We start from the raw sequence: 11,537 nt of genomic DNA on the forward strand, positions 1-11,537 counted from the left end.
TGCAACATGCTTGACGCTAGACAACCCATAAACCAGGGCTTAACACAGAGGACAAGAACGTAGGGCGGAAATCGGCGAAAGCCGATCTCCGCCAGCGAGCGAGGCTTGTTGGGCCTCTTACTGGGGCTCTTATACAATTCGAACAGCGTCTCTGGGATCCTTACCTCGCTTGGGCTCGGATCGCTTGCAGGCAAGCTCCTACAGCAGGCATCAGATCCTGCATGCCGCCGAGCTCGACGATCGGGAAGGCTTTTCCACTAACCAAAAAACCGGGAACTATTTGAGGTTTTCCTATCCGCGCAAGCGTAGCTTGTAGCTTGTAGCTTGTAGCTTGTAGCTTGTAGCTTGTAGCTCGTGGCTCGTGGCTCGTAGCTGCTTATACCGGCAGGCCGATGCGTTTGGCTTCCAGACGGCGCAGGAATTCCAGCATCACCTGGCGATACAGGTCTTCACCCAGCCAGGCATCCTCCACGCCGGCGTCGATGTTGGGATTGTCGTTCACTTCGATCACCACCACCTGATCACCAGACTGTTTAAGGTCTACCCCGTACAGGCCATTACCCATCAGCCGAGCCGCCTTCAGGGCGGTTTTCAGTACCCTGGCAGGGACTTCCTGTATGGGCAGGGTGCGGCTGTTGCCGGATTCGGTCTTGCCATTGCTCTGATGGTGATAGATCTGCCAGTGGCCCTTGCTCATGAAGTACTGACAGGCGAACAGCGGCCGGTTGTTAAGCACACCGATACGCCAGTCATAGTCCGTGTACATGAACGCCTGGGCCAACACTACCGACGACTGTTTCAGATATCCCGCCAGTGCCTCGGCCAACGCCTCCCGGGTGGCCACCTTGCTGATCCCACGGGAAAAACTGCCGTCCGGGATCTTCAGCACCATGGGCAGCTTCAATTCGCTGATCAACTGGTCGATCTGTTCGGCCTCGTCGGAAAAGACAAACGCCGTGGGCGGCACCGGTACGCTATTGGCCTGCATCAACTCGGCCAGATAAATCTTGTTGGTGCAGCGCAGGATTGACCCCGGATCATCGATCACCACCATGCCTTCCTGCTCCGCCTTGCGGGCAAACTGGTAGGTGTGGTGATCCAGCGCCGTAGTCTCACGGATGAACAGACCATCGTATTCCCCCAACCGGGTGTAGGCATCGCGCCCGACCATGTCCACGCGAATACCCAGTTGGCGCCCTGCCTTGATAAAACGCTTTAGCGCAGTCTTGTTGCTGGGAGGCAGCACCTCCTGCTCATTGATCAGCATGGCCAGCTCATAACGGTCGCTGCGACGGCGGCGCGGGTTACGCCACACCCGAGCGTTGAACTGCTCCAGTGCCTGGGCGAACTGGTCTTCCTGACTGCCTTTCAATTGCTTCAGGGTGAGCGGTTTCAGCGCCTCGATGCTCCAGTTTTCCCGGCGACGGAATTCCACCTTCAACAGCGGACAAGGCAACTGGTCAAAAATTTGCCGGCCCAGTTCCGCCAGCCCTTCCTGCTCTGTCTGCCCAAAGAACAGCAACAAAGAGATGCGATCCGCACCACCGCCCTTACGCTTCATGGCCTTGTCCAGGGCCGCCTCGAACTGGTCAAAGTGCAAACCATAGAGGGCCTTGCGACTGAGATCGTTGACGGTGCGCACCGACGGCATCACCCGCTGACCACGGGCCTCCGCCAACAGCGAACAGTAATAACCCGGGCTCAGGTATTTGTAGCTACGGCACAGGTTGATGACCTGCACCTTCTTGTCCGTACAGACGGCTTGCTCAGCCTGCAGATATTCCCGGGCAGACAACAGGTGGCGGGCAGGATAGTAGGCGGCCCAGTCGGAGGGATCGTCTACCAGAATAATGACCTGACTCATGAAAAGCCCTGACACTGGAGGCGCCGCGAAGGGGTGCCGATAGTGGCGAATTTAGGGCCAGTGGGAGGGGGAGAGCAAGGGAAAGTTAACAGTTAACAGTTAACAGTGAATAGTTAACAGCGCGCGATAGAGGGTGTCAGTTCCCAAACGCAAGAGGCCGCGCCCAGGCTTTGGACGCGGCCTCTTACTTGCAGTCATGACAAAACCCGACCGCGCGCTATTAACTGTTAACTATTCACTGCCTTTTTGCGCCCCCGGATGCCCCGCCTTCTCCAGTGCTTCCTGCACTTCCGGTGGCATGTAGGTTTCATCATGCTTGGCCAGTACTTCTTCGGCTTCAAAGCGGGACGTGCTGATCAGGGTACCGTTGGCCACAATGCCCTGCCCTTCACGAAACAGGTCCGGCAGGATGCCCTGGTAGTGCACCGTAAAGCTGCCCTTGCCGTCGGTGATATCGAAGCTCACATCCAGGGTTTCTTCGTTGCGCTTCACCGAGCCATCCACCACCAGGCCGCCAACCCGCATCTGGGTGTCCAGTGGCGCTTCACCGGCAACCACCTGCTGGGGGGTATAGAACAGGTTGATATTCTGACGCAGGGCGTAAAACATCAGGCCCACTGCAATGGCCAGGCCCGCCAGAACCGCCAGCACCACAATCAGACGTTGCTTACGTACGGAATTCATTCATCTACCTCAGCTCTGCGCTGCTGTCGCGCAAGGGTTTGTCGCACCTTTCCCTGTCCACGAAGCGCCAACACCATGTTGGCAATAATCAGAACCGCACTGATTCCGTAGGCGGTCCAGACAAAAAAACCATGCTTGCCCATGGCCAGAAAGTCGGCAAAAGATTCGAATGCCATGTTACTTGCCTCCTGTCCGGATCAGGGTCTGCACCCACTTGCTACGGCGCTCTCGCCACTCCACTTCACTACGGGCGCGTATCAGGACGTTCACTGCATACAACAGCCACAGGCCCAGCATACTGATCAGTAGCGGGTACTTCATGGCCGGGTTGATGGTAGATTCGCCAAACAACTTGAGCGTGGAGCCCTGGTGCAGGGTCTGCACCCATTCCACGGAATACTTCACGATCACCACGTTGATCACCCCGACAATGGACAGCAGCCCTGCTGCCCGAGCGGCCTGACGGGGCTCGCGGATCACGTTCTGCAGGGCGATCACGCCCACATACATAAACAGCAGGATCAGCATGGAGGTCATCCGCGCATCCCACTGCCAGTAGGTGCCCCAGGTGGGCTTGCCCCACAGGGAACCGGTAATCAGGGAGATGGCGGCCAGTGCAGCGCCAAACGGCGCGATGGCCTTGAGCATCACTTCCGCCATCTTCATGCGCCACACCACGGCCACCAACCCGGATACACCCAGCGCCATGTAGCCCATCAGCGCGCCGCTGGAGGCCGGGACATGGATAAAGATGATGCGGTAGCTGTTGCCCTGCTGATAATCGCTGGGGGCAAACACCAGCCCCCATACCAGCCCGGTGAGCAGGGTAATCAGGGCAATGGGTGTCAGCCACGGCAGTACCCGGGAACTGAAGGTATGAAAGTAGCGCGGGGATCCCAGCATGTGATACCAGCGCTTGATCGTTTGCCAGACCATTTAATTTCCTGAGCTGATTTTGAGACCCGCCGCCACGGCCAGGGGGCCAAGGCTGGCGGTGAGCGCCAACAGCGCACCGAGGATGGCCAGCACACCCGGCACCGGACCACCCTCCACGGCGGTTCGAATCACCCCGGCGCCGAAAATCAGCACCGGAATGTACAGCGGCAACACCAGTACCGCCAACAATATCCCGCCCCGGTTCAAGCCCACGGTGAGGGCCGAACCGATGGCCCCGATCACCGTCAGTGCCGGGGTACCCAGCAACAGGCTGAGCATCACCACACCCAGCACCCGGTCGGGCAGTTGCAGCATGTGGGCCAGCACCGGTGACACCAGCACCAGGGGCAGGCCGGTGAGTAGCCAGTGGGCCAACAGCTTGGCTGTCACCGGCACCACCGTCATTACCGGCGAGGTGAGCAACTGCTCCAACACACCACTTTCCTGATCGCGGCGGAACAGACCATCCAGGGACAGCATCACCGCCAGCAGCGCCGCTACCCACAAGACCCCCGGTGCAATCAACGCCAAGGTCTCCGGTCTGGGTGAGATTGCCAGCGGGAACAGGCTGATCACCATGACGAAGAAGAACAGCGGATTGATGATTTCCGCCGGGCTGCGCCACAGCACCAGCAACTCCCGGGACAGGGCCGCACGAAACGCCGTCATGCCAGCACCTCCGCCCGGCCATTGGCCAGATGCAGCCTACGTACACCGTCGCCCACCTGATGATGGGAGGTGTAGAGCACCAGGGTGCCGGCATCCGCTGCCCGTTCAATCTGTTGGTCGAGTTGCGCCACGCCATCCTGGTCGATGGCGGTATAGGGCTCGTCGAGCACCCACACGCCCTTGCGGTCAAGCCACAGGCGCGCCAATGCCACCCGCCGCTTCTGCCCCGCAGAGAGGTGGGCGGCAGGCACATCCTCAAAACCGCGCAGGCCCACCGCCGCCAGTGCCGCCATGGGATCACCGGACTGGGCGCCCAGCGCACAGGTAAATTTGAGGTTCTCCAGCGGCGTGAGTTCCTCACGCACACCCGGTTGATGACCCAGATACAGTAGCTCACTGCGCCAGTTGTCATCCCACCAGTCACGCTGACCTTCATAGAAGCCATGCAGGCCGACCAGAATGCGCAGCAAGGTGGTCTTGCCGGCCCCGTTAGCGCCGGTTATCTGCCAGATTTCGCCGGCCCGGGCGGTCAGGGAGACATCACGGAACAGCACGCGATCATCACGTTCGCATTGCAATTGTTCGAGTGTCAGTCGGATGGTGGTATCGGACACAATCGGGCTCCCTGAAACAGCGCCGGAGTATAGCACGGCAGTGCGCGCCGGGGTTGATCCAGCACACTACCCGGGCATCAGGCTTGATTACCGCGCCGGCTACGCTAGCCTGTAACCTAGTTCATATCCCGGAGCCTCCATGAAACTGCTTCTGCTACCCCTGCTGACCCTGTTGTTGCTCACCGGCTGTGGTGACAACAAACCTCTTGCCACCGTCAAGGAAGTGGATCTGCAGCAATACGCCGGCACCTGGTATGAGATCGCCCGCCTGCCACAGTGGTTCCAGCGTGGCTGCTACGATTCCACCGCCACCTACAGCCTGAATGACGATGGTACGGTAAAGGTGATCAATCGCTGTGAACGCAAGGATGAGGACGCCACGGAAGCCGTGGGAACTGCCCGGGTGGTGCCCGATTCCGGCAATGCCAAGCTCAAGGTGCGCTTCGACAACTGGGTATCACGGCTGATCCCCACCATCACCGAAGGCAACTACTGGATCATCGCCCTGGACAAGGACTACCAGACCGTGGTGATTGGCGAACCCAGCCGTGAGTACCTGTGGATCCTGGCACGCCAGCCAGCGCTTCCGGAGGATCAGTATCAGGCACTGGTGCAAGTGGCTGAGAGCAAGGGGTTCCCGGTTGACCAGCTTGAGCGCAATCGCAACCTGCGTCCCGCATCACCATGAGCGATCACCACGTCTATTTTGCCATTTTCGGTTTCGACCACGACCCGGCCCAACTGGATCTGTTGATGGGCCAGAGTGCGGACGACTACTGGCGGGAAGGGGAAAGCTTCAGTGCCACAGTGCCTGAGGCACAACGGCGAGAGAACCGCTGGATTATTTCCAGCCAGCTGGACGAGACTGCCAGTCATAGCGATCATTTTGAAAAGCTGCTGCTCAAGCTGAAACGCCTCGCCCCGCAGCTTGAACAACTGCCCGATGACTACCGCTATGGCATCGGCGTATCACACTACTTTTTCATGGACGATCCGACCTTCTACCTGCCTGCCGAGATTCTCGACGGCTTTCAGGCACTCGGATTCGACATCAGCTTTGACCAACTGGGACTGGACCATGGCGCTGGAAATTGAACGCAAGTTTCTTGTTCGCGACACCGACATTACCGACACCCTGGCCGGCGAGCGCCTGACACAGGGCTATCTCAGCCACGACAAGAACGCCACCGTGCGGGTGCGCATTGCCGGCGACAGCGCCTGGCTCACCATCAAGGGCAAGACCGAAGGCGCCACCCGCAGTGAATTCGAGTACCCCGTCCCGGTTGAAGATGCCAACGCCATGCTGAACGAACTGTGCGGCCAGGGCGTCATCGACAAGACCCGCTACCGCCTGCCCCAAGGCGACCTGTGCTGGGAGATTGATGTCTTCCATGGCGACAATGAGGGGCTGATCGTGGCGGAAATCGAATTGCCCAGCGAAGACACGACATTCGATAGACCGGACTGGCTTGGCGAAGAAGTCACCGGTGAAGTGCGTTATTACAACAGCGCGCTAAGCAGCACGCCCTACAAGCACTGGACAAACTGATCCCCCGGTGAAACCAAAAAAGACCTACTCACTCTGGCGGCAAGACGACAACGGGGTTATTGCCCGGGTCGCCCGTTACCCGGATAAACAGAGCGCCGAGCAGGCACGGCAGCACTTCGACGCCACCGGTCACAAACAACACTACTGGATTGCTGCAGATGATGACGCTGAAGGCCCCGCTACTGATCGCTAGCCTGGTGGCCCTGACCGGCTGCATCCCGACGATCAAGAAACAATGGGATGTACAGCCTGTGCAGGGCTCCGTGATCGACGCCCACACCGGCCAACCCATCGCCGGCGCCACCGTTATTAGCCGCAACAACCCTTCGCTGATCGCCACCACCAACAGCGACGGGCGTTTCATCATTGAGGAACAGACCCACGTGGGTTTTCACCTGCTGATGGCCGCCAGCGCCATGACGCATCAGGTCTGGCAGGTCAGCCACCCGGATTATGAATACGGCATTGCCCGTACCAGCACCTTGCTTCCGCCCCTGTCACGGGAACTTCGAACGCCACAGATTCCGCTGTTTCAGCAACTGCCTGCGTCCCCGGAAGGCTGCCCGGATTTTGGCTATCTGATGCAGCTTGGCGAATGGAAGCGTCGCCACGATCAGCGCAATCAGGACATACGTTTTGTGGAAACAGAGGATTGCCACAACCCCGAGGCTCGCGAGGCGATTTATGAACTGTGGTTTCCCGAACCGGAAAGGAGATAGCCCACCGTTGACCCAACGCTACCGCCCATCCGCAACCCGGCCCGGCCTATTGAAATTCTGCCGGCAGACACTATAGTCCGAATTCAATTCATGCCCGGGGACGACCCCGACCACGGCATCAATTCGGGGACGACCCCATGCAGGAGTTAATTCATGGCATGGGTGTATATCTTCTTCGCGGGCTTGCTGGAAATTGGCTGGGCCCTGGGTCTGAAAGCCAGCCACGGTTTTACCCGCCCCCTACCCACCGTCTTCACCCTGATTGCCGCGGCCCTCAGCTTCTGGTTGCTGGCCCAGGCCATGCGCGACTTGCCCGCCGGCACCGCCTACGCCGTCTGGAGCGGGATTGGCGCCTTCGGCACCGTGTTGCTGGGGATCGTCTTCTTCCAGGACAGCGTCTCCGTGGCCAAACTGATCTGCCTGTTGATGATCGTGGCGGGGATTGTCGGGGTTAAGGTGTTCTCCTGAGAACACGCCCCCGATGCCTGACCCACACCTCGCTCACCCATCTTCGCTATTGGATTGGGATGCGCAGGCGGAGATCGGCCTTCGCCGATTTCCGCCTGCAATGGCTTGAGCCTGTGGGAGTTTCAGCTTGCTGAACGAAAGCGGTTCTTGATCGGGGGATTGTGCTGGAGCCTTCATTCAACACGCTGAATTTCCCACAAACCCACGCATCCGGTTTTGCCTTTAAAAAAGGGTCTCCCAATATTCGCAACCTTCTTCGCCCAGACAAGCTGGGCTCCTACAAGGGCTCGCGCCCCCTGGTTTCGCTATTAACTAACTGCCTTTAACTGCCTTCACCCCACTCAGCGTCTTGAAACACAACGCCTGAGCGGTTTCCTGAAATTCCTGGATATAGGCCAGCGCTTCATCCTCGATACGGACTGCCGCATACAGGGTTCGCCAGACCCCTTTCTCCCCCAGCCGCACAGTCTTCAAGAGATCGTGTTCGGTGTACTCGGTCAGCGCCCAACTTGGCAGTGCAGCGACACCACGCCCCGCAGCCACCAGCTGGGCAGTCATTGGCGTCAGTTCCGCAGTACGGATCGCAGCGGGCTCCACCCGGGCAGGATCCAGGAAGACACTGAACACATCCAGGCGCGCCCTTTCTACCGGATAGGTAATCAGGGTCTGCTCCGCCAAGTCTTCTGGCTCTACCCACTTTCTGCTCGCCAGGGTTGAACGCCCGGATACCGCCAGCACCAGCTCATAACGGAATAACGGCAGATACTTCACCGCCTCGTCTTCCAGCGGATCGGAGGTGATCACCATATCCAGATCGCCGCGTAACAGCGCCGGCAAGGGGGCGAAACCGAAGGCCGCAGACAGATCCAGCTCCACGTCCGGCCAATGCTCGCGGAAGGCATCCAGCGCCGGCATCAGCCACTGGAAACAGGAATGGCAGTCGATGGCAATGTGCAACCGTCCGGACTGTCCTTCCGCCAGCCGCTTCAATTCCCGCTCCGCCTGCAGCACTTTTGGCAGGATGTCCTGACCCAGCGCCAGCAACCGTAGCCCTGCAGTGGTGAAACGCACCGGCCGGGTGCGGCGCACCACCAGCTCCACCCCAAGGCGATGCTCCAGATCCTTCAACTGGTGGGACAGGGCCGACTGGGTCACATGCAACCGTTCCGCCGCCTCCACCAGCGAGCCGGCCTCATCAATGGCCCGCAGGGTGGCGAGATGTCGTAGTTCAAGCATGAAAACCTCCAGCGTTTTCCTTGTGGGAGCTTGCCTGCAAGCGATTCGTTCCAACAGTGAAAGCATCAATGGCGAGACGTGAGGTCGAGTTGAAAGTTCAAAGTTCAAAGTTTAAAAGCGCGGACCAGGCCATCTTGCCGGCCAAGCCGTACCCGCGCACAAGCGTTTGATGCGCGGAGCCCCCAAACCCCAGGGGCTCCCTATCCTCTCTTCGCGTTTCAACTTTCAACTTTGAACTTTCAACTGCTGCTCCCCACCCAGCCGACCAGTCACTGCAGCCAATCCCCTCGCCACACATTAATGAGAAAAACTCATAATCAGGATTAGTTATTTGATTTTGCCTCAAGTAACGACATCAGCACAATAGCCTCAACTGGCTCGCCCCGGCGAAGCCTGACTTATTGAGAGCATAGCGAAGGACATATCATGACCACCCTGCACAACCTGGGCTTCCCCCGTATCGGCGCCCGTCGTGAACTGAAACAGGCCCAGGAAGCCTACTGGGCTGGTGATCTCCAGCAGAGCGAACTGGAGCATGTCGGCAAGAGCCTGCGTCAGCGCCACTGGGCCCTGCAAGCCGAGACAGGACTGGATCTGGTGCCCGTAGGCGACTTTGCCTGGTACGACCAGATTCTCGAATTCAGCTGTCTGCTCGGCGTGGTGCCCAGCCGCTTTGGCCAGGATGCCGACCAGCCCGTGGATCTGGACACCCTGTTTCGCATGGCCCGCGGCCGCGCCCCCAGTGGCAGTCCGGCAGCGGCCTGTGAGATGACCAAGTGGTTTGATACCAACTACCACTACATCGTGCCGGAACTGGAAGCAGACCAGCATTTCAGAATCGCCCGCCACAGCCTGTTCGAGCAGGTGGATGAAGCCAGCGCCCAAGGCCACAACCCCAAGCCCGTGATTCCCGGGCCACTCACTTACCTCTACCTGAGCAAGGGAGCGCACTTTGCCAGTGCGGATGACAACGCCAAGCTGGCACTGCTGGACAACCTGATTCCCGTCTACCGCCAGATCCTGCAACAGCTGGCCCATCAAGGCGTGGAGTGGGTACAGATCGATGAGCCGATTCTGGTGCTGGATCTGCCAGACAGCTGGCAGCGTGCCTACCTGCGTGTGTATGACCAGCTGACCTCGGCCAGTGAGGCCCGACTGCTGCTGGCCACCTACTTTGGGGGGCTGGAAAACAATCTGTTCACTACCCTGGCATTGCCGGTAGACGGCCTTCACCTGGACTGTGTCCGGGGTCAGGATGACCTCCGCCAGGTGATTCCCCGCCTGGGAGACAAGGTACTCTCGCTGGGCTATATCGATGGTCGCAACATCTGGCGAACCGATCTGGATGCCGCTCTCGCTGCCCTGCAGCCCGTGCATGATGCCCTGGGTGATCGTCTCTGGCTGGCGCCGTCCTGCTCGCTGCTGCACAGCCCGGTGGACCTTGAACAGGAAGACACTCTGGACGATGAACTGAAGAGCTGGCTCAGCTTCTCCAAACAGAAACTCCAGGAACTGGCTCTGCTGGGGGGGGCGCTGAAGGGTGACAGCAACGTGGACGCCGGGTTGGAAACCCAGCGCAGCGTCCTGCAGGCCAGGGCCCGCTCTGCGCGCATTCACAATCCGGACGTGGCTGCCCGCCTGGCCAGGGCAGCCCGGGAATCCCGTGAGCGCAAGAGTCCCTTTAACGAACGGATCGCCAAACAACAGGCCGCCCTGGAACTGCCAGCGTTCCCTACCACCACCATCGGTTCATTCCCGCAAACCCGGGAGATACGCAGCGCACGCCGTGACTGGAAAGCCGGCAAGCTGAGTGAGGCCGAGTACACCCGTCAGATGCAGGAAGAAATAGCCCGCTGCATCCGTTATCAGGAAGAAGTGGAACTGGATGTATTGGTGCACGGCGAAGCCGAACGCAACGACATGGTGGAATATTTTGGTGAACTGCTGGATGGCTTTGCCTTCACCCGCTTTGGCTGGGTGCAAAGCTACGGCTCCCGCTGTGTGAAACCGCCGATTATCTTCGGCGATGTCCAACGCCCTAAACCCATGACGGTGGCCTGGGCACGCTACGCCCAGTCGCTCACCGACAAGCCGGTCAAAGGCATGCTTACCGGCCCGGTCACCATCCTGCAGTGGTCCTTCGTCCGTGACGACCAACCCCGTGCTGACACCTGCAAACAGATAGCGCTGGCACTGCGCGATGAAGTACAGGACCTGGAAGCCGCTGGCATCAAGGTGATTCAGATCGACGAACCCGCTCTGCGAGAAGGGCTCCCCCTGCGCAAAAGTAACTGGCAAACCTATCTGGACTGGGCGGTGGATTGCTTCCGTCTGAGTACCGTGGCCGTGGACGATGACACCCAGATTCACACCCACATGTGTTACTCGGAGTTCAACGACATCATCGAGAGCATCGCCGCGCTGGATGCAGACGTAATCACCATTGAAACCTCGCGCTCCAATATGGAATTGCTGGACGCTTTCCGGGATTTCCACTATCCCAACGATATCGGTCCTGGCGTGTACGACATTCATTCCCCCAATGAACCGGCGGTGGACTGGATGGTGAAGCTGATGGAAAAAGCCGCTGAACAGCTGCCGAAAGAGCGCCTGTGGATCAACCCGGACTGCGGGCTGAAAACCCGCAAATGGGAAGAAACCCGCGGAGCGCTGGCGAACATGGTGGAAGCTGCCAAGCGGTTGCGTGCGGCGGGGTAAAGCGGCGTTACCACATAGGGCACAGAGTTCACTGAGGGAAAACATTCCCCCTGTGGCTCTGTGCGCATCTGTCGTTGCTA

The 11,537-nt window shown here is 59.3% G+C and carries 14 protein-coding genes; 7 read left to right on the top strand and 7 right to left on the bottom strand.

The genetic code is table 11. From position 1 onward, the window contains the following. Positions 1 to 376: 376 nt before the first annotated feature. The 6 genes from HF945_RS10350 to ccmA form a co-directional block, all read right to left on the bottom strand. Positions 377 to 1,864: a RimK family protein gene (locus tag HF945_RS10350; protein ID WP_290522533.1), complete on the bottom strand. Its 1,488-nt coding sequence runs from the start codon at positions 1,862 to 1,864 to the stop codon at positions 377 to 379. 231 nt (positions 1,865 to 2,095) lie between these two features. Further along, a complete protein-coding gene (gene ccmE / locus HF945_RS10355; protein WP_290522534.1) occupies positions 2,096 to 2,548 on the bottom strand; it encodes a cytochrome c maturation protein CcmE in 453 nt (150 codons plus the stop codon). After that, on the bottom strand, positions 2,545 to 2,724 hold the full coding sequence (ccmD, locus tag HF945_RS10360) for a heme exporter protein CcmD (RefSeq protein ID WP_290522535.1): 180 nt from the start codon (positions 2,722 to 2,724) through the stop codon (positions 2,545 to 2,547). Before ccmD ends, ccmE begins: the two co-directional genes overlap by 4 nt. A 1-nt stretch (position 2,725) precedes the next feature. Beyond that, complete coding sequence (ccmC, locus tag HF945_RS10365) at positions 2,726 to 3,484, bottom strand: heme ABC transporter permease CcmC (protein ID WP_290522536.1); 759 nt, start codon at positions 3,482 to 3,484, stop codon at positions 2,726 to 2,728. Further along, a complete protein-coding gene (gene ccmB, locus HF945_RS10370) occupies positions 3,485 to 4,153 on the bottom strand; it encodes a heme exporter protein CcmB (RefSeq protein WP_290522537.1) in 669 nt (222 codons plus the stop codon). Next, on the bottom strand, positions 4,150 to 4,767 hold the full coding sequence (gene ccmA / locus HF945_RS10375) for a cytochrome c biogenesis heme-transporting ATPase CcmA (RefSeq protein WP_290522538.1): 618 nt from the start codon (positions 4,765 to 4,767) through the stop codon (positions 4,150 to 4,152). The genes ccmB and ccmA overlap by 4 nt, the downstream gene beginning before the upstream one ends. Positions 4,768 to 4,906: 139 nt before the next feature. Here ccmA and HF945_RS10380 point away from each other — a divergent pair, with 139 nt between their 5' ends. The 6 genes from HF945_RS10380 to HF945_RS10405 all read left to right on the top strand — a co-directional run bounded on the left by HF945_RS10380 (position 4,907) and on the right by HF945_RS10405 (position 7,503). Beyond that, positions 4,907 to 5,455, top strand: a complete 549-nt coding sequence (locus HF945_RS10380) for a lipocalin family protein (protein ID WP_290522539.1) — start codon at positions 4,907 to 4,909, stop codon at positions 5,453 to 5,455. Continuing rightward, positions 5,452 to 5,862, top strand: a complete 411-nt coding sequence (locus HF945_RS10385) for a DUF4279 domain-containing protein (protein WP_290522540.1) — start codon at positions 5,452 to 5,454, stop codon at positions 5,860 to 5,862. Before HF945_RS10380 ends, HF945_RS10385 begins: the two co-directional genes overlap by 4 nt. After that, positions 5,846 to 6,316, top strand: a complete 471-nt coding sequence (locus tag HF945_RS10390) for a CYTH domain-containing protein (protein WP_290522541.1) — start codon at positions 5,846 to 5,848, stop codon at positions 6,314 to 6,316. Before HF945_RS10385 ends, HF945_RS10390 begins: the two co-directional genes overlap by 17 nt. Before the next feature lie 7 nt (positions 6,317 to 6,323). Continuing rightward, the gene (locus HF945_RS10395; protein WP_290522542.1) at positions 6,324 to 6,509 is read left to right on the top strand and encodes a hypothetical protein; all 186 of its coding nucleotides are present in this window, start codon (positions 6,324 to 6,326) and stop codon (positions 6,507 to 6,509) included. Beyond that, on the top strand, positions 6,475 to 7,035 hold the full coding sequence (locus HF945_RS10400) for a carboxypeptidase-like regulatory domain-containing protein (RefSeq protein WP_290522543.1): 561 nt from the start codon (positions 6,475 to 6,477) through the stop codon (positions 7,033 to 7,035). The genes HF945_RS10395 and HF945_RS10400 overlap by 35 nt, the downstream gene beginning before the upstream one ends. A gap of 153 nt (positions 7,036 to 7,188) precedes the next feature. Continuing rightward, positions 7,189 to 7,503, top strand: a complete 315-nt coding sequence (locus HF945_RS10405) for a multidrug efflux SMR transporter (protein ID WP_290522544.1) — start codon at positions 7,189 to 7,191, stop codon at positions 7,501 to 7,503. A gap of 312 nt (positions 7,504 to 7,815) precedes the next feature. Here the strand turns inward: HF945_RS10405 and HF945_RS10410 are convergent, their stop codons facing one another. After that, positions 7,816 to 8,739 (bottom strand): LysR family transcriptional regulator, encoded by a 924-nt coding sequence (locus tag HF945_RS10410; protein ID WP_290522545.1) that lies wholly within the window; start codon positions 8,737 to 8,739, stop codon positions 7,816 to 7,818. A 426-nt stretch (positions 8,740 to 9,165) separates the two neighbouring features. Here HF945_RS10410 and metE point away from each other — a divergent pair, with 426 nt between their 5' ends. Further along, positions 9,166 to 11,457, top strand: a complete 2,292-nt coding sequence (gene metE / locus HF945_RS10415; protein ID WP_290522546.1) for a 5-methyltetrahydropteroyltriglutamate--homocysteine S-methyltransferase — start codon at positions 9,166 to 9,168, stop codon at positions 11,455 to 11,457. The last annotated feature ends 80 nt before the right edge of the window (positions 11,458 to 11,537 follow it).

Origin of the sequence: Alcanivorax sp., assembly GCF_017794965.1 — a bacterium.
Classification (GTDB): Bacteria; Pseudomonadota; Gammaproteobacteria; order Pseudomonadales; family Alcanivoracaceae; genus Alcanivorax.